The sequence below is a fragment of the Ewingella americana ATCC 33852 genome, from assembly GCF_000735345.1.
GTDB lineage: Bacteria > Pseudomonadota > Gammaproteobacteria > Enterobacterales > Enterobacteriaceae > Ewingella > Ewingella americana.
Genome location: NZ_JMPJ01000064.1, coordinates 187,528 through 204,952, shown reverse-complemented (window position 1 = coordinate 204,952; position 17,425 = coordinate 187,528). Strand labels below are relative to the sequence as shown.

General features: G+C 56.3%; 19 protein-coding genes. 9 read left to right on the top strand and 10 right to left on the bottom strand.

Annotated elements, in window-relative coordinates; all coding sequences use genetic code 11:
* Window positions 1–12: 12 nt before the first annotated feature.
* The 4 genes from nrdE to GEAM_RS14290 all read right to left on the bottom strand — a co-directional run bounded on the left by nrdE (window position 13) and on the right by GEAM_RS14290 (window position 3,510).
* Window positions 13–2,175 (bottom strand): class 1b ribonucleoside-diphosphate reductase subunit alpha, encoded by a 2,163-nt coding sequence (gene nrdE / locus GEAM_RS14305; RefSeq protein ID WP_034792652.1) that lies wholly within the window; start codon window positions 2,173–2,175, stop codon window positions 13–15.
* Complete coding sequence (nrdI, locus tag GEAM_RS14300; RefSeq protein ID WP_034792650.1) at window positions 2,157–2,561, bottom strand: class Ib ribonucleoside-diphosphate reductase assembly flavoprotein NrdI; 405 nt, start codon at window positions 2,559–2,561, stop codon at window positions 2,157–2,159. Before nrdI ends, nrdE begins: the two co-directional genes overlap by 19 nt.
* 10 nt (window positions 2,562–2,571) lie before the next feature.
* Window positions 2,572–2,811 carry a glutaredoxin-like protein NrdH gene (gene nrdH / locus GEAM_RS14295; RefSeq protein ID WP_034792646.1) on the bottom strand — a complete coding sequence of 80 codons (240 nt, stop codon included), beginning with the start codon at window positions 2,809–2,811 and terminating at the stop codon, window positions 2,572–2,574.
* Window positions 2,812–3,078: 267 nt separating this feature from the next.
* Window positions 3,079–3,510 (bottom strand): carboxymuconolactone decarboxylase family protein, encoded by a 432-nt coding sequence (locus tag GEAM_RS14290; RefSeq protein ID WP_034792643.1) that lies wholly within the window; start codon window positions 3,508–3,510, stop codon window positions 3,079–3,081.
* A 92-nt stretch (window positions 3,511–3,602) separates the two neighbouring features.
* On the opposite strand from GEAM_RS14290, the gene pdxR reads away from it, so the two are divergent.
* Window positions 3,603–5,063: a MocR-like pyridoxine biosynthesis transcription factor PdxR gene (pdxR, locus tag GEAM_RS14285; protein WP_034792641.1), complete on the top strand. Its 1,461-nt coding sequence runs from the start codon at window positions 3,603–3,605 to the stop codon at window positions 5,061–5,063.
* Between the two features lie 167 nt (window positions 5,064–5,230).
* Here pdxR and GEAM_RS14280 read toward each other — a convergent pair whose 3' ends face one another.
* Window positions 5,231–5,539 carry a DUF883 family protein gene (locus GEAM_RS14280; protein WP_034792638.1) on the bottom strand — a complete coding sequence of 103 codons (309 nt, stop codon included), beginning with the start codon at window positions 5,537–5,539 and terminating at the stop codon, window positions 5,231–5,233.
* Window positions 5,540–5,819: 280 nt separating this feature from the next.
* Here GEAM_RS14280 and GEAM_RS14275 point away from each other — a divergent pair, with 280 nt between their 5' ends.
* Window positions 5,820–7,016, top strand: coding sequence for an MFS transporter (locus tag GEAM_RS14275; protein WP_034792635.1), 1,197 nt, complete (start codon window positions 5,820–5,822; stop codon window positions 7,014–7,016).
* 148 nt (window positions 7,017–7,164) lie between these two features.
* Window positions 7,165–7,500 carry a DUF2002 family protein gene (locus tag GEAM_RS14270; protein ID WP_034792632.1) on the top strand — a complete coding sequence of 112 codons (336 nt, stop codon included), beginning with the start codon at window positions 7,165–7,167 and terminating at the stop codon, window positions 7,498–7,500.
* Window positions 7,501–7,566: 66 nt separating this feature from the next.
* On the opposite strand, the gene GEAM_RS14265 is transcribed toward GEAM_RS14270, so the two are convergent.
* Both GEAM_RS14265 and GEAM_RS14260 read right to left on the bottom strand, forming a co-directional pair.
* Window positions 7,567–8,454, bottom strand: coding sequence for an AraC family transcriptional regulator (locus GEAM_RS14265; RefSeq protein WP_034792623.1), 888 nt, complete (start codon window positions 8,452–8,454; stop codon window positions 7,567–7,569).
* A 135-nt stretch (window positions 8,455–8,589) separates the two neighbouring features.
* Window positions 8,590–9,030: a DUF1198 domain-containing protein gene (locus GEAM_RS14260; RefSeq protein ID WP_034792620.1), complete on the bottom strand. Its 441-nt coding sequence runs from the start codon at window positions 9,028–9,030 to the stop codon at window positions 8,590–8,592.
* Window positions 9,031–9,237: 207 nt separating this feature from the next.
* On the opposite strand from GEAM_RS14260, the gene GEAM_RS14255 reads away from it, so the two are divergent.
* Window positions 9,238–9,759, top strand: coding sequence for a class IV adenylate cyclase (locus GEAM_RS14255; protein WP_034792617.1), 522 nt, complete (start codon window positions 9,238–9,240; stop codon window positions 9,757–9,759).
* Here the strand turns inward: GEAM_RS14255 and GEAM_RS14250 are convergent.
* Window positions 9,756–11,075 (bottom strand): lysine N(6)-hydroxylase/L-ornithine N(5)-oxygenase family protein, encoded by a 1,320-nt coding sequence (locus GEAM_RS14250; protein WP_051899530.1) that lies wholly within the window; start codon window positions 11,073–11,075, stop codon window positions 9,756–9,758. The two genes, GEAM_RS14255 and GEAM_RS14250, sit on opposite strands and share 4 nt — an antisense overlap.
* An 89-nt stretch (window positions 11,076–11,164) precedes the next feature.
* Between GEAM_RS14250 and GEAM_RS14245 the strand changes: the two genes are divergently transcribed.
* Window positions 11,165–12,046 carry a PhzF family phenazine biosynthesis protein gene (locus GEAM_RS14245; RefSeq protein ID WP_034792615.1) on the top strand — a complete coding sequence of 294 codons (882 nt, stop codon included), beginning with the start codon at window positions 11,165–11,167 and terminating at the stop codon, window positions 12,044–12,046.
* A gap of 17 nt (window positions 12,047–12,063) precedes the next feature.
* Here the strand turns inward: GEAM_RS14245 and GEAM_RS14240 are convergent, their stop codons facing one another.
* The gene (locus GEAM_RS14240; protein ID WP_034792612.1) at window positions 12,064–12,933 is read right to left on the bottom strand and encodes a LysR family transcriptional regulator; all 870 of its coding nucleotides are present in this window, start codon (window positions 12,931–12,933) and stop codon (window positions 12,064–12,066) included.
* A gap of 204 nt (window positions 12,934–13,137) precedes the next feature.
* Here GEAM_RS14240 and GEAM_RS14235 point away from each other — a divergent pair, with 204 nt between their 5' ends.
* From GEAM_RS14235 to ada, 3 genes are all read left to right on the top strand, one after another.
* On the top strand, window positions 13,138–14,325 hold the full coding sequence (locus tag GEAM_RS14235; RefSeq protein WP_034792609.1) for a M20 family metallopeptidase: 1,188 nt from the start codon (window positions 13,138–13,140) through the stop codon (window positions 14,323–14,325).
* Between the two features lie 21 nt (window positions 14,326–14,346).
* Window positions 14,347–15,138 (top strand): transporter substrate-binding domain-containing protein, encoded by a 792-nt coding sequence (locus tag GEAM_RS14230; RefSeq protein ID WP_034792606.1) that lies wholly within the window; start codon window positions 14,347–14,349, stop codon window positions 15,136–15,138.
* Between the two features lie 175 nt (window positions 15,139–15,313).
* Window positions 15,314–16,396, top strand: coding sequence for a bifunctional DNA-binding transcriptional regulator/O6-methylguanine-DNA methyltransferase Ada (ada, locus tag GEAM_RS14225; protein WP_034792603.1), 1,083 nt, complete (start codon window positions 15,314–15,316; stop codon window positions 16,394–16,396).
* Here ada and fos read toward each other — a convergent pair.
* Entirely contained in the window at window positions 16,383–16,793 is a 411-nt protein-coding gene (gene fos / locus GEAM_RS14220) for a fosfomycin resistance glutathione transferase (RefSeq protein ID WP_034792601.1), read from the bottom strand. The genes ada and fos overlap by 14 nt on opposite strands.
* A gap of 95 nt (window positions 16,794–16,888) precedes the next feature.
* Between fos and GEAM_RS14215 the strand changes: the two genes are divergently transcribed.
* Window positions 16,889–17,425, top strand: a complete 537-nt coding sequence (locus GEAM_RS14215) for a GNAT family N-acetyltransferase (protein WP_244956667.1) — start codon at window positions 16,889–16,891, stop codon at window positions 17,423–17,425.

Below are 17,425 nucleotides of genomic sequence, written 5' to 3'. Positions count from 1 at the left end.
CCTTTCAATCGATCACAGTGTGCAAGACACGCAACCCTGAACTTCAGTACCGGCCAGCGCCATCTGGCGCAGACGGATGTAATAGATAGTTTTGATGCCTTTACGCCAAGCGTAAATCTGCGCTTTGTTGATGTCGCGCGTAGTGGCGGTGTCGCGGAAGAACAGCGTCAGCGACAGCCCCTGATCGACATGCTGGGTGGCTTCGGCATAGGTATCGATGATCTTTTCTGGCCCAATCTCATAGGCATCCTGATAGTAATCAAGGTTGTCATTGGTCATGAACGCCGCCGGATAGTAGACGCGGCCAATCTTGCCCTCTTTGCGGATCTCCACCCGTGAAACAATCGGGTGAATGCTAGAGGTCGAGTTATTGATGTAAGAGATAGATCCGGTCGGCGGCACCGCCTGCAAGTTCTGGTTGTACAGCCCGTGCTGCATCACCGAGGCTTTCAGCTCTGCCCAGTCTTGAGTGGTTGGGATATGAATTCCCGCCTCGCTGAACAGCTCGCGCACGCGTTCGGTCTTCGGCTGCCACTTGTCGGCCTGCGCTTCATCGACATATTTGTCGAAGTAGCTGCCGCTAGCGTAGGTCGAATCCTCGAAGCCTTTAAAACGCTGGTTGCGCTCAATTGCCAACTGGTTGGAGGCGCGCACTGCGTGATAAGCCACGCTGTAGAAATAGATATTGGTGAAGTCCAAACCGGCTTCGGAACCGTAATAAATGCGCTCGCGGCACAGATAGCCGTGCAGGTTCATCTGCCCAAGGCCGATGGCGTGGGAGTCCTGATTACCCTGATCGATAGAAGGCACCGAACGGATATTGCTCATGTCGGAGACCGCCGTCAGCGCGCGGATAGCCATTTCTACCGTTTTGCCGAAGTCCGGCGAGTCCATCGCCGAGGCGATATTCAGCGAGCCGAGGTTACAGGAGATATCTTTCCCCACCTGCTGATAAGAGAGGTCTTCGCCATAAATCGTCGGCGTGTTGACCTGCAAAATCTCTGAACAGAGGTTACTCATGTTGATGCGACCCTTGATTGGGTTCGCGCGGTTCACCGTGTCTTCAAACATCATGTACGGGTAACCGGATTCAAACTGAATCTCTGCCAAAATCTGGAAGAACTCACGGGCGTTGATTTTGGTTTTATGGATGCGCTTGTCGTTAACCATTTCACGGTATTTCTCCGTGATGCTGATTTCGGACATTGGCACGCCGTAGACCTTCTCCACGTGATACGGCGAAAACAGGTACATATCTTCATTGTTCTTCGCCAGCTCGAAGGTGATATCCGGGATAACCACGCCGAGAGACAGGGTCTTGATGCGGATCTTCTCGTCGGCGTTTTCGCGCTTGGTATCCAGGAACCGCAGGATGTCCGGGTGGTGCGCGTTGAGATACACCGCGCCCGCGCCCTGACGCGCACCGAGCTGGTTGGCGTAGGAGAAGGCGTCTTCCAGCATTTTCATAATTGGAATGACGCCGGAGGACTGGTTCTCAATGCGTTTAATCGGCGCGCCGACTTCACGGATGTTGGTCAGCATAAAGGCCACGCCGCCGCCGCGTTTCGACAGTTGCAGCGCCGAGTTCACCGAGCGACCAATCGACTCCATATTGTCTTCGATGCGCAGCAGGAAGCAGGAGACCAGCTCGCCGCGCTGCTTCTTGCCGCAGTTCAGGAAGGTTGGCGTGGCAGGCTGGAAGCGGCCAGAGATGATTTCATCGACGAAGTGGCCGGCGAGGGCGATATCACCCTGTGCCAGCGTCAGCGCCACCATGCACACGCGGTCTTCGTAACGCTCAAGATAGCGTTTGCCGTCGAAGGTTTTCAGCGTGTAGCTGGTGTAATACTTGAAAGCGCCCAGAAAGGTCTGGAAGCGGAATTTTTTGGCATAAGCCTGTTTAAACAAACGTTTAATGTCTTCGAAGGCGTACTGATCCAGCACCTGCGCTTCGTAATAACCTTCTTCCACCAGATAACGCAGCTTTTCCGCCAAATTGTGGAAAAACACGGTGTTCTGATTCACGTGTTGCAGGAAGTACTGGCGCGCAGCAAGGCGGTCTTTGTCGAATTGGATGCGGCCTTCGGCATCGAACAGATTCAACATCGCGTTCAGCGCGTGATAGTCCGGGCTGCTGGTGTCTGCCTCGGTAAGACTCATTTCTGTCGTTGCCAAAATTCAGTAACTCCCTGTGTAACCTTTGCAACGTCTTCCGGCGTACCCAGTAATTCAAAGCGATACAGGTAAGGCACCTGACACTTTTGGGCGATGATGTCACCGGCAATACAATACGCTGCGCCGAAATTAGTGTTCCCGGCGGCGATAACGCCGCGGATAAGTGAACGGTTGTGTTCGTCGTTCAGAAAGCGAATGACCTGCGTAGGCACGGCGCCCTTGGCCGAGCCGCCGCCGTAGCTCGGCACTACCAGAATGTAGGGCTGAGTGACGCGTAACTTCTCGGGCTGGCGGTCAATCGGAATTCGAATCGCCGGCAGACCTGTCCTGCCGACGAAACGATGGGTGTTCTCTGAACTACTGGAAAAATAGACCAACGGATTCATCCGTCTGGCCTCAGAACGCGGTTTGCAGTTGGCGCAACTCGCTGATTTTGTCTGGGCGGAAGCCAGACCAGTGGTCGTCACCGGCAACGATCACCGGCACTTGCTGGTAACCCATAGCGCGAACCTGACCCAAGGCTTGTGCATCCTGCGTTAAGTCGATGACTTGATAAGAAATGCCTTGTTTATCTAAAGCGCGGTAGGTGGCGTTGCATTGGACACAGTCTGGCTTGCTGTAAATAATAATGCTCATGATTCGTATTCCCATCCATAATGAAATCAGAGACAATTTTTGCCCGGTCGCTGTGGCGATGGCTTCAGCAGTAAGGGGGCGCGGGTATCGGTGCTGTAGTAGCGTCCCGACGAATTGAATACTAGATGTGGTGATTTAAATAATCAACCACACAAGATATAGTTTTTTGAGATTTGCGAAGTTCGAAAAAGCAAAAAGCCGCCAGAGGCGCGGCGGGCGCGGGCTGGCGGCTAATGCTTATAAAATGTACGGGAAACTGTTTGGCGATTATTGACGCATTCCGACCGCAAGACGGTTAAACGCATTCATCAGACCAATAGCAAAGGTCAATTCAGAGATTTCTACGTCACTAAATTGCGCCTTTAAAGGCTCATAATCGCCGTCCGGTGCGCCGGTCGCGGCAATCAGCGTCAGGCTCTCTGCCCATGCCAAAGCGGCGCGCTCTTTGTCAGAGTAGGCGTGGCTGACGCGCCATCCGGCCAGCTGATCCAATTTCCCTTGTGGATAGTCCGCCTTGCGCAGCGCCTTCGAGTGCATATCCAGACAGTAGGCGCAGCCATTGATTTGCGACACGCGCAGGAACACCAGCTCAATGATGATGTTGTCCAGCGGGCCTTTTTCCAGCGCGCCCAGCGCGGCTCTCATCGGTTCGATCACGCTGGCAGACAGTTGGTAGTAAGGCAGGCGAAGCTGAGTCATGTTGATTTCCTCTTTGGGTTGATGAGAGGTACTTTAGCGGCCGCATGGACTATACTACAGAGCCATAATATGACTTTTTGATAGGGCCATGAATGTCAGCGTTTTCGGCTTCCTTCCAGCTGGATCCCCAGCTCTCCGCGCCACTTTATCGGCAGATTTATCAGCGCTTTAAGCAGGCTATCATGCAGAACCAGTTGCAGGCCGGAGAGCGCGTGCCCTCGGCGCGCAGTCTGGCGAGCGAGCTGGGTGTCGCCCGCGCTACGGTGGATAACGCCTATGGACTGCTAATGGCCGAAGGCTTTTTGCAGAGCCGCGGGCAGGCGGGGACGCGCGTCAGCCTGTCGCTGCCGACTCTTTCCCCCTTGCCGGAACGCATCCCCGAGCCGCCGCGCTTTACCGTCAACCCGATGCTGCCCACCAGCAGCCCTTTCCCCTTAGAGCTTGGTCTGCCCGCGCTGGACGCCTTTCCGCGCGCCATCTGGTCGCGCATCGTGGCCCGGCAAATTCGCCACACGCGGATTGAAGATCTCGGCCACGCGCCGCTCAACGGCGACGCCGCCCTGCGCCATGAAGTGGCGGCCTACTTGCAGCTGTCGCGCGGCTTCTCTTGCCGACCGGAGCAGGTTTTTATCTGCTCGGGCTACGCGGCGGTGCTGGATTTAGTGATGGGTAGCCTGATGCAGCCGCAGGACGGCGTTTGGCTGGAAGACCCCGGTTATCCGGTGACGCAGGCCTTTTTCCGCGCGGCGGGCGCGACGCCAATGGGTATCCCGGTGGACGGTGAGGGGATGAACATCGACCACGCCATTCAGCACTTCCCTCAGGCGAAATTTGCCGTGGTCACCCCCGCGCACCAAAGCCCGATGGGAGTATCGCTCAGTCTGTCGCGACGCATGGCGCTGCTCGAGTGGGCTGCAAGCCGTGAGGCGTGGATCATCGAAGACGACTATGACAGTGAGTTTCGCTATCAGGGCCAGCCGCTGCCGTCGCTGAAAAGCCTTGATGCGCAGGGGAGGGTGATTTATGCCGGAACCTTCAGCAAGGTGATGTTCCCCGCGCTGCGCCTCGGCTACGTGGTGGTGCCGGAAAAGCTGGTGGATAAGGTCAGTGACTACTGCCATCTGCGCGCCTGTGCCAGTCCGCGATTGATGCAAACCAGCGTGGCGGAGTTTATCGCGCAGGGCCATTTCTATCGCCATCTCAAGCGTATGCGTCAGCTTTATGTCGAGCGCCGGGCCTTTTTGACTCAGGCGTTGGAGGCGCGTTTCCCAAGAGATCGGCTGTGGGTTAATCCGCAGGCCGGGGGTATTCAGCTGTGTGCCAACTTAGCCGCCAGCTTCGATGACGCCGCCATTGCGCAGCACGCCCGCTCGCAGGGGCTGGCCATTCAGGCGCTGTCAGATTGGCAAGTAGAGCCGAGGGAGAAGGGCGATGCGCTGAGACCAAATGGCTTACTGATGGGCTTCCCCAATATTCTCAATCAACAGCAGGCCGACAAGCTGGTCGACAAATTAGCGGCGATATTGGTTGAGAGCGCGGAGAGAAGAGAATAGTCGGAAAGGAATGTTAGAAGGATAGATATAGAAAACGGGGCCAAAAGGCCCCGCTTCTAAGCGGAATAATGAGGGGGTCAACTTCCGCTCAGGTGCTGGTACCCGACACAGGAATTAGCACCTGTCTTACTTACTACTCAGGTTACTTCTGCACATTACCGAGGCGCTTAGCGGCGACCCAGTAAAACACCGAGCACGATACCTACGGCGGCACCGACACCTACGCCGTGCCACGGGTTATCTTTCACGTAGTTGGTCGCCTGGTTAGCCGCGTCAATCGCGTGCTGTTTAATGTTGCTGTTGCCGTTAAAGCGGGCACGAGCATCGCGTAAAACGCCTTCGGCTTTACCGCGAATTTTTTCCAGCTCATCTTTCGATTTAGCGCCCGAAGATTGCAGCACCTCGTCAAGGGTATCGGCCAGCAGAGTTACATCCTCATTAATGTCTCGTTCTACTTTTTCTGATTTCTTAAACATTTGGCTCTCCTTGTTTGAACTGTACTTTAACTATAGTCCAAAATGCTGCGATGGAAGGATCCATAGGGGAATCACCCGTGATTTTCGGCGATATTAGCGGTTCTCACTATGAAGCGGCACCAGTCTCCACGCGGCTTAGCGTGACGTGGCTCAGACTTTTCTGTAAGTGGCAGAAGGTTTTACAGCAGATAACATTTTTCCCCGGCATTTAGATTTCTACTTCAGCCAAACCTGTTTATCCTATAAATATTCAATCTGTGATCTCCGTTCGGGTTCTCCCATGTCAGTAAGTACGCTGCGCACCAATCTGCAATTAAATAAACGCATTTTGTCATTCATGACATTTACCTTTGTCTGCTATCTGACCATTGGCTTGCCGCTGGCGGTGCTGCCGGGCTTTGTGCATAACAGCTTAGGTTTCAACTCGGTCTTGGCGGGCCTGATCATTAGCGTGCAGTACTTCGCGACGCTCATCAGCCGCCCGCACGCCGGGCGCTATGCCGACCAGCTCGGGCCGAAGAAGGTGGTGCTGTTTGGCCTGACCTGCTGCGGCATCAGCGGCGTGTTCTACATGTTGGCGGTGCTGCTGGCGGGCTATCCGCTGGTTAGCTTGCTGATGCTGTGCGTCGGACGCCTGTTCTTGGGCGTGGGCGAAAGCTTTGCCAGCACCGGCACCACCCTGTGGGGGATTGGCGCGGTGGGAGCCATGCACACGGCGCGGGTGATTTCATGGAACGGCGTCGCTACCTACGGCGCGATGGCGGTGGGCGCGCCGCTGGGCGTGATGCTCAATGCGCAATTCGGCCTGACCGGCGTCGCGGTGCTGCTGGTACTGGCGGTGTTGCTGGCCCTCTGGCTGGCGAGTCGTAAGCAGGATATTTCTGTGACGACGGGTAAGAGAATTGCGTTCAAAGCCGTGCTGGGGCGCATGTGGTTGCACGGTTTGGGCCTCGGCTTCGGTACCGTGGGCTTCGGGGTGATCGCCACCTTCATCACTCTCTACTATGCGGAGAAAAACTGGAGCGGCGCGGCTTTCACCCTGACCCTGTTCAGCTTGGGCTTTGTGGGCATTCGACTGATCCTTGCTAACACCATCAACCGTTTTGGCGGCCTGCGCGTGGCGTTGGCCTCTTTCTTGTTCGAAGCTTTGGGCCTGCTGATGATCTGGCTCGGCACTGACCCTATCACCGTGCAACTGGGCGCATTGCTGACCGGCTGCGGCTTCTCGCTTATCTTCCCGGCGCTCGGCGTCGAGGCGGTGAAGCAGGTGCCGCCGCAGAATCAGGGCACCGCGCTGGGGACATATTCGGCGTTCCTCGACCTCGGTTTGGGCCTGACCGGGCCGATTGCTGGCCTGCTGATCGCGCACGCGGGCACCTCGTCTATCTATCTGGCGGCGGCGATTATGGTGGTGTTGGCATGGTTAATGACGCTGCGCCTGTGGGCCAATGCCAAAGCGGCCCCGCCCTCGGTCTGAGGGCCAAAACGTATAGCGTAAAACCCCGAGAATTTATCTTTATTGGCTTTAGATAAATCCTAAAGAGGCCAAATCTCGGGATAAAGTGGTTATTCAGGCGGATGAATACGGTAAGGTCGCTCTGCGGTTAAAGAAGCGAGGAGCAACCATGTATTTACGGCCAGATGAAGTGGCGCGCGTTTTAGAAAATTCAGGTTTTGAGCGCGATTTTGTTGATGATAAAGCCTACGGTTACCACCGGGGTGAGCACTACGTGTATGTGAACCGGGAAGCGCGGTTTGGTCGGACTGCCCTGGTGATACATCCGGCGCTGAAAGAGCGCAGCGAACGTTTCGCCGAGCCAACGGCCTCTTTTCGCAGCAGTCAGGTTTACACCCGTTTTCCGCTGGATGTAGCCAGTGAGAACGAAGCTTATTACGGCATCTGCCACGGTTTCAGTTCACGCCAGATTCTGGCGAGTTATCTCGAAAACGTCTTCCGCTAAGCCGGTCGAAAAGAAAATAGCGCTGAATATTCAGCGCTATTTTTTTGTCTGAGATTGGGCGAACGGCTATTTCAGCGGCAGCAGAATGTCCGTTTGCTGGGCGTGCTCCGGCAACTCTTGGTCAAGCTGCAAATAGCGGAAATAGACCGGGAAATCACGCAGCTCTTCACCACTTTGCGGCAGCCACTGGCGATACAGGTTGTAGACCGTTTCACTGATGCGATCGTAAGAACCCACGTGGCGCACCACGGCGCAGCGGCCACCGGGCAGGGTTTTACTGATAACTCCCTGAGAATTAGCCGGGACTTTGCCCTGCGCCTGCGGGTTGAGTTCGCCACAAATGTCAAAGCGAAACTCCTCGCCCGGCGTGACCAGCGGGTCGTTATAAGGCACGCCGTAGGTGCCTTGCGTTGTGTAATCTGACAGCCCCGAGGCTTTGCGCCATTCAATAAAGGTCGCCACCGAGTTGCTGACCCGCATTGGATCGCCGTGGTGCTCAAGCACCGCCACCGGTATCGGTTCAACTTCAATAATTTTGACGTCCATCTTCTCCATCCTCTTCTGGGTTTCCATGCCGGGAAACTGGAAATGTTTATGCCAGTCCATCCATACGGGTGCCTTGCGGAACTCGCTGGGGGTCAGGCCAAAGGTATGCTTGAAGGCGCGGGAAAAGGACTCCGGGTTTTCAAAGCCGGCATCTAACGCAATATCAATAATCTTGTCCGGCGACTGCTGAACCAGCCGGTACGAGGCGCGCTTCAGGCGCATCAGCGTGATATAGCGGCTGACGCTCACCCCGCAGAACTGGCTGAACTGGCGGTGAAAGTGGAACCGCGAGAAGCAGGCCACTTCGCTGAGCTGTTCAACCGTCAGCGCGCTGTCCAGATGCTGTTCAATAAAATCAAACACCTGCTCGAAACGCCGGGCGTAATCATCAAATTTGTCGTTATTCATTTTCCCTCTCTTCAAGACACCACTTTGCCAGCGGCGGGAGGAGTCATCCTGACTGAGATTGCTCTTTTCAGTGCCAGAAACAAAAACGGCCCATATAAGGGGCCGTTTCGCGCTGCACTAACCCAGAGTCAGGCTTCAGACTAAGTGAATCTGATTATAGGTCTCATTGTACTGGCGGCGGAACTGCGCCAGCTCGAACGGCTCAATATCCAGCTCGGAGAAGTAGAACAGCGCCAGCTCGGCGTGTTCGCTGGAGAGCTGCGGCGGCAGGTGCGCGCGGATCAGAATTTCGCGCCATTTGATCACGTTTTCTTCCGAAGCGTCTTTAATAAAGGTGTGGTAGATAAACACCACATAGGCCGCCTTGCGGATCTCTTCGGCATAGCCACCGCTGATCGAGCGGGTAAACATCTGGCTCTGGCGTTTGCCCATTTCCAGCAGCATGGAATCGATATAAACCGGCTTAATTTTCAGCAGACTGGCAAGGGAGTCATTCGCCTTACGGGTGTCTGCAGTCATGAACCAATACCCAACGATAAACACGACAACAACTGCAGCTAACATAATCCATATCATTCTGGACGTTGGCCTCCGGCCTTTGACTGACGTAATGAGAAAGGTGCGCGACACCCGATAGTGCGAGTTTATCTGGTTATTAGCTGAAAAGCTTAAGGAGAAAATCAAGAATTTGCGCCGCGTCGATTAACCTTACCGATGTCACTGTTGTTTCATCATGATAGGGTAAAACGGCTTACTTTTATGGAGTGCTCTTAAGGAGATAGCATGGCCAGAAATGTTGAAATAAAAGCCAGAATTGATGATTTTTCAGCGATGTATGAAAAGCTTGCCTTACTGGCTGATGGTTTACCGACACTGATTGATCAAGATGATACTTTCTTTGTCTGCCCGCATGGTCGCCTCAAGCTGCGCACCTTTGCAGCAGATCGCGGTGAGCTGATCTTCTACCAGCGACAGGATCAGTCCGGGCCGAAAACCAGTTTCTACACCCTGACCGAAACCGCCGATCCCGAAGGGCTGCGCCACACTTTGACGCTGGCCTACGGCGCTGCCGGGCGGGTTATCAAGCAGCGCACCTTATTTATGATTGGCCAGACGCGGCTGCATTTGGATCGCGTCAAACACCTCGGCGACTATCTGGAGTTTGAAGTGGTGCTGGCTGACCACGAGACTCAAGAGCAGGGCGTGGCCATTGCCGAAGATCTGCTGGAAAAGCTGCACATAGACCGTCAGGAGTTAATCGATCAGGCCTATGTGGATCTGCTGAAAGCCAAAGGCCAGCACTAGTTACCGCTCCACCACTGCACCAGCGACGGGCCGGGGCTAAGGTCGTAATGCGCCTCGCCGAGCAGGTGGTTGAGGATCTTCGCCGAGCGCCACGCGGTCAGGGTTAGCTGGCCTTCGGCGCTGCCATGGCTATGGATCCCGGCGTTCACCGCGTAAATGCGGTTATTGACCGGGCCTTCCCATTGCAGGTTGAAATTGGGCCGTAGCGGCAGGTGCTGCTCGCGGTCATAGGGAATGCGATCCAGCAGCGGCGCAAGATAGTCCGGCAGGGCCGGGCGGTAGCCGGTGGCTAAGATAACCACGTCAGCGTCAAATTGCTCCTCAACATTCTCCAGCCCGTGCAGCGCCTGTAGGCGATAGCTGCCGTCGGCCTGCTGGCGAATGGCATCCAGCGCGCGGTGCGGGAACAGGCGCACATTGCGCGGCTGATGCAGCACGTCAAACTTGTGATAAAGCTGCTTATAGATGGCTTCCAGCGTGTGGTAGCTGATGCCGTCCGAAGGCAGTTTCTGGGTTTGAATCTCGCGCTCGCGGATCTCTTCCGGCAGGGTGTAGAAATAATCGACGTATTCCGGCGTGAAATACTCATTGGTGAAAATCGACTCATCCAGCGGCTGGAAGTTGGGGCGGCGCGACAGCCAACTCAGCTCGGCGAACTCGCCCCAGTGGCCGTCGAGAGCGTTGAGCACGATGTCAGCGCCACTCTGGCCGCCGCCGACAATCATCACTCTTTTGCCGGTAAAATCATGCTCGCGCAGCTCAATTTCGGCGGCGTGGAAACACTGTTTGCCTAGCGCCGCGCGGGCGCTTTTCGGCACCCACGGCGCGTGGCCGGTGCCCAGACAGATGTTGCGCGCCCGGTGGTCGCCCTGCGGCGTATGCACCACAAATTCCTCGGCCGCGTCGTCAAAGTCGATGGCGTCTACCGGCTGGGAGAAATGCAGATTGTCGATGCGGTCGCAGGCCCACTGAAGGTAGTCTGAGAACTCATCGCGGCTGATGATCAGCTGCTCGGTGGCGAGGAAGCGATAAATCTTCTTCTGCTCCACCAGATAATTAATAAATGAGAATTCGCTGCGCGGCGCGACGGTGGTCACCAGATCCTGCAACACGTAGGTCTGCATGGTGGCGGTCGGCAGTAGCATGCCGGGGTGCCAGCGGAAGGCGTCGTTGGCATCGAAAAAATGGCTTTGCACTTTGCCGGAATCTTTCGCCAGCGCCGCGAGGCTCAGATTGAACGGCCCGATCCCGACCCCAATCAGGTCAACTGCTGAACTCTTTTCACTGCTTTTAGACACAAATGGCGTGGTGGACATACAAGTCTCTTTTGACTTTCGGATGCAGTAATCATAGAACACTGCTTTGAATGTGGATTTTTAATCGCTGACTTTAGACAGGATCTCTCATGACCCAGACCCGCCGCTTTAAGCAAGTCGATGTTTTTACTGCTGTTCCACTCAAAGGCAACCCGCTGGCCGTTATCTTCGACGCCGATGACCTGAGCGATGAAGAAATGAGCGCCATGGCGCGCTGGACCAATCTTTCAGAAACCACTTTTGTGCTCAAACCGACCGACCCGGCGGCGGATTATCGGGTGCGTATTTTCACCCCGGACACTGAGTTCCAGTTCGCGGGCCACCCGACCCTAGGCACCGCGCACTCGCTGCTGGAAGCTGGCCTGAAGCCGAAAAATGCCGGTCATTTGATTCAGGAGTGCGGCGTCGGGCTGGTGCCAGTCAAGATGTTGGAAGAGGGTGGTTTGGCCTTCCGCGCGCCGCCTGCCAGCCTGTCAGCGCTGGCGGCAGAGCACCTGCCGCTGCTGGATAAAGCCTTAAAAGGGGCGAAACGCCAGCAGGACGCCGTGCCGGTGGCGGTCAACATGGGGTTGGGTTGGCTGGTGGTGCGCGTGGAGAGTGCCAAAGCCTGCCTCGCGGCGCAGTTTGACGCCGACGCCTTGCAAGAAATCGTGCATAAGTCAGGGATGCACGGGTTGGCGCTGTTCGGCCTGCATGACCAAGACGGCCCGGCGGATTACGAGCTGCGCGCCTTGATTATTGAGCAGGGCGTGCTGATCGAGGACCCGGTGACCGGCAGCGCCAACGCCTGTCTGGCGCGGGTGCTGAAGTCTCAAGGCTTCCCGGACGGGGCGCAAACCGGCGAACGCTATCAGGTGCGTCAGGGCACCATTCGCCAGCGCGAAGGCTGTGTGGCGGTGGAGTACATCGACGGCGAACCTTGGATTGGCGGCAACACCTGCACGCTGATTGACGGCACCGTGACCCTCTAAATTTTAGTTGCCGCGGTTCAATTTCTCGCCTCGCCGTGCAGCGCCATTTGCATCAAATGGATAAAAGGCTGCATCACCGGCGAGGTGTCCAAATTATGGCGGTGAAGCAGCCAAGTCCGGTTCTTCACCGTTTTGCCATCGACCGTGATCGGGCGGCGATAAAGGTGCTCGGCCAGAGGTAAGTAGCTGGCAACAATGGCATAACCCAGCCCGTGCTCGACCATCGCCAGACAAACTTCCAGCTTATCGACCTCCATCGCAATATTTGGCGCGTGGGAGAAATTGGCATTCCACCAACGCTCAATCAACTGGGTGACGTGCGCGCCGTGGTGGATTTTTATCTGCGGCATTTGCGGCAATAAAGAGAAGTCGAAATCCTGACGGTTCACTAAAAAATAGTCATCCTCCTCCACCAAATGTTTGCCTTCCTTCCAGCTAAAGTCGTCCTTTACCAGCGCCATGTCGATTTCGTTACGCAACAGCTTTTGGAAGATCTGCTCGCTAAAGCCACTCATTACGTGGACGCGAATGCCGGGATGGCTTTGCTGGAACTGTTTGAGCAGGGCGGGCAGGCGATAAGCCGCGTAGTTGCTGGAGACGCCGAGAGTTATCTCCCCCTGCTGGCCGCGCTCCATGCTGTGCAGGGTGATTTTCAGCTGCTGCAAATCTGCCAGCACCTTCAGCGCGTGCTGGGCGAGGTACTCCCCCTGCGCGGTAAACACCAGCCCCTTTTGCCCGTCGGCAAACAGCCGAATCGCCAGCTTGCGCTCGATTTGCCGCAGGCGATAACTCAGCGCGGGCTGCGAGGTGTAGAGCTGCTCGGCGGCCCGGGTGATGTTTTTATGTTGATACACCGCGCGCAGTATCAGCCAATCTTTTTCATTCATTGCCGCCCTGTTCCTCGTTTCTCGATGAAATGCCTCAGCCATAAAATAATTTTTGGCTAATAAGCGCAACAGATAAAAAGGCTCAATTTGACCCTGTCGGCAAAAAGCCCTATTTCTGAGGGTGTTCGTGTTGCTCGGAGATAATTTCTTCAGCGGATGGCGAAAATAATTTTTGGTTTATTGCACCACGGCAGGGATAAGAACATGGCTTTTTGCACCATTACAGAACATAAAAATAGCGTGATTGGCGCCGTTGACCGGCTTTCGGATGAGTTAACCCTGCTGGCCTTAAACCTGCATGCTAACCCTGAATTGAGTTTTGAAGAGGTGAAGTCCGCCGCCGCGCTGATTGCGCCACTGCGCGCCGCCGGTTTTAGCATTGAAGAAGGCATTGGCGACCTGCCGACGGCGTTTCGCGCCACCTTCGACAGCGGCAGACCCGGCCCGACTATTGCACTCTTAGCCGAGTATGACGCGCTAGAAGGTCTGGGCCACGCCTGCGGCCACAACCTGATCGGCACGGCGTCAGTCACTGCCGCGCTGGCCTTAAAAGCCTGCGGCGATGCCCTGACCGGCAAACTGCAAGTGATTGGCACGCCAGCAGAAGAAGAGGGCGGCGGCAAAATCATTCTGGCAAACCTTGGCTATTTCGACCACGTGGACGCCGCGATGATGTTCCACCCGCGCGATAAAACCATGGTGACGCGCGGCGGCTTGGCCTGTGTCGACGCCACCTTTAAATTCTACGGCAAGGCGGCCCACGCGGCGTCTGCGCCGCAAAACGGCATCAGCGCGCTGGACGCGGTGATCCACACTTTTGTCGGCATTAACGCCCTGCGCCAGCTGTTCACCGATGACGTCCGCGTTCACGGCATCATCACTAACGGCGGCAGCGCGACCAACATCGTTCCGGCCTATGCCGAGGCGAAATTCCTGATGCGCGCCAACACCGTCAAAGGGCTGGCTATCGTCAAACAGAAAGTGTTTGCCGCCGCGCAAGGGGCTGCCGACATGAGCGGCGCGCGGCTGGAAATCGAAGAAGGTCTGACCTACGCCGAGCGCAATAACAACCTGACGCTGGCCGGTTACTTCCAGCAGAACCTCGAGATATTAGGCGTCGAGGTGGTACCACCTCCAGTGAGCGGCGGCATTGGTTCCTCTGATATCGGCAACGTCAGCCAGATCACGGCGGCGATCCACCCTTACTTGCGCATTGGCGACGTGCTGCCGCACACCCCGGAATTTGCCGAGGCCGCGGGCTCTCCGGCCGGGCTGCAAACCATGTTACAGGCCGCCAAGGCGCTGGCGATGACCGCAGTCGATTTGTATCAGGACCCGTCGATGCTCAGCGCGGTACGCGAAGAGTTTTCACAGTGGCATTCACAACGATAACCTTGGGAAAGAGAGAACATAATGATTAGAAAAACACTGGCAATGGCTGCTTTCGGCCTGATGATGAGCAGCATGGCGCACGCCGAAGGTGAGACGCTGCGCGTCGGCGCGGATTTAGCTTTCCCTCCGTTTCAGTTCCGTGATGCCAGCGGCAACCCGAGCGGCTTTGAAATTGACGTCACCAACGCCATTTGCAAGGCGGTTAACGTCAAATGCGAATACGTGGTCAGCAGCTTCGACGCAGAAATCCCTTCGCTGATGGCCAAAAAGGTCGATTTCATCTCGCCACAGGGCGCGACGGAAAAGCGCCGTAAAGTGATTGATTTCAGCGACTTCGTGTTCCACATCCCAACCAAGCTGGTGGCCCCAAAAGGTAGCCCGCTGCTGCCAACGCCGGAGTCTCTCAAAGGCAAGCGCGTGGCGGTACAGCAAGGGTCGATTCAGGAGATGTACGCCAATACCTTCTGGCTGCCGAAAGGGGTAGACGTGGTGGCTTACGCCGATCAGGACACCATCTATCAGGACCTGATTGCTGGCCGCCTTGATGCCTCACTCAGCCCCGGCGTGGCGGTGACCTTTGGCTTCCTCAACAAGCCGGAAGGCAAAGACTTCGCCCTGACCGGCCCGGAAGTGCGTGACGACAAGCTGTTCAGCATCGGCTCCGCCTACGGCCTGCGCAAAGGCGACGACAAGGTGAAAGCCTTGCTCAACCAAGGGCTGGCGAAAATCATCGCCGACGGCACGTGGGAGAAAATCAAAACGCACTACTTTGGCAATTTAGAAATGGCGGTAAAACGCCCGGCAGGCCAGTAAGCTTCACCCCAACAGCCCTGATGTCAGGGCTGTTGAGTGACAGACAAGATATAATGACCAACAGCTTCGACCCGTGCAGAATGAAAAAGCAAGAGTCGGAGGGGAGGAGAAAGCACGTGGCGCTAGACTGGCCTCACTGAATGCGCTTCACTCCGCCTAACAAGAGAGGTCTGTTATGTCAGCTAATTCGAAACATAATGTGCAAAACGATCCGCGCTGGCAGGCGGTGGTGAGCTGCGACGCCACCGCCGACGGCCAGTTTGTCTATGCGGTGAAAACTACCGGTATTTACTGCGCGCCGTCTTGTGCCTCACGCCAACCAAATCCTGAAAATGTGCAGTTCTTTAGCGACGCCGCCAGCGCCGAGCAAGCCGGGTATCGCCCTTGCAAACGCTGCCGCCAAGGGATGATTTCGCTGGCGCAGTTCCACGCCGAGCGTATTGCCCAAGCCTGTCGCCTGATAGAGCAAGCCAGCGAGCCTTATCCGCTGAAGCAGCTGGCGAGCGACGTCGGCATCAGCGCTTACCATTTCCATCGCCTGTTTAAAGCTCACACTGGCGTGACCCCGAAGGAGTACGCGCAGGCTTTGCGCGGCAAACGTCTGCAACAGAACCTGTCGCAGGATGGGCGGGTGACCGATGCGATTTACCAGTCTGGCTATGCTTCCGACGGCCGATTCTATGAGAATGCCACGGCGGCGCTGGGCATGACGCCAAAAGTCTTTAAAGACGGCGGGCGAGATGTCGAGGTGTGGTTCGCCGTCGGCCAGTGCAAGCTGGGGCATATTCTGGTGGCTGAAAGCGCGCGGGGCATTTGCGCCATTCTGCTGGGGGATGACCCGGACGCCTTGGTGCAGTCGCTTCAGCAGCGTTTCCCGCACGCCGCGCTACAGGGGGCGAACGCTGAGTTTGAACAGCGGATCGCGACCATCGTCGGCTTTGTCGATGCGCCGGAAACCGGGCTAAACCTGCCGCTGGATATCCGTGGGACGGCTTTCCAGCAGCGCGTCTGGCAGGCACTTCGCGACATTCCGCTCGGCAGCACGGCGAGCTATTCGCAAATCGCCGAGAAGATTGGCGCGCCGAAGGCCGTCCGCGCCGTGGCGGGAGCCTGTGCTGCGAATTGGCTGGCGGTGGCTATCCCTTGTCACCGAGTAGTGAAAAACGACGGTCAGCTCTCAGGTTATCGTTGGGGCGTTGAGCGTAAAAAAGCCTTGCTCGATCAAGAGCATAAAAGCCACGCGGCTAGTCGAAAATAGTCATTCCGGCATAAGGCTGGTTTCTACAGGCGACCAGCCGATGTTGCAGGCCGCCGTCGTGCGCTTCCAGCTTGTGGCCATCCGGGTCGAGAAAATAGCAGGAGTCGCCCTGACTGCGGTTCTGCTTCCACTCAACCACGCCCGCCTCCTGCAACTTCTGCCTAAACGCCGCCATATGCTCACTGCTAATGGTAAACGCGTAGTGAGTGTATTCCTCGTGCGGCGTCGGCGGTTTGACCTGCTCTTTGCTCAGGCAGAGCCACAGGCCGGGCAGCGACAGGTAGGCACCGTTGTCCCAAATGGCGTCCAACTTAAAGCCCAACAGATCGCGGTAAAACGGCACGCTTTTCTCGAGGTCGCGGCAAGAGAGGGTCAAATGATTGAAACCGGTGAGCATTGTTGTCTCCTTGAGTGAAGGACTCAGTCTATACTGGCGCGATGACTTTCCGATGACGGAAGCCAAACCCAATAATCACTAAAGGATATCTGCCTGTGACGACTCTGGCTATCAGGGATGCAAGAGCATCCGACGCGGCTGAACTGGCTCGCCTGCACGTGGCCGTATGGCGTGAGACTTATCGCGAATTAGCTCCCGCAGAGGCGTTTGCGGCACTGGATGAAGCCCGCCGTCTGGCTTTTTGGCAGGACAAATTCGCCAACCCGGCACCACGGCAGTTTGCTTTGCTGGCTGAGATTGACGGGCAACTGGTGGGGTTCACGCTGGCCTCTGAGTCGAGCAATCCGCAGATTGGCGAAATGGCCGAGATTAAGCTGCTGTATGTCGATACCCAGTATGCGCGACAGGGGATTGGCCGCTGTTTATTAACCGAAATCGCCCAGCGCCTGAAAAAACATGGCTTTAGCGCCGCCGGGTTGGGCGTGGTGGTGGGCAATCAGCCCGCCATTAATTTCTACGCGGCGCTCGGGGGCCAAGAGGCCGGACGCTATACCGATTCCGGCCCTCTGTGGCTTTCCGACAATCTGATTTATGCGTGGCAAGACATCAATCAGCTGCTGCCTTCACGCTAA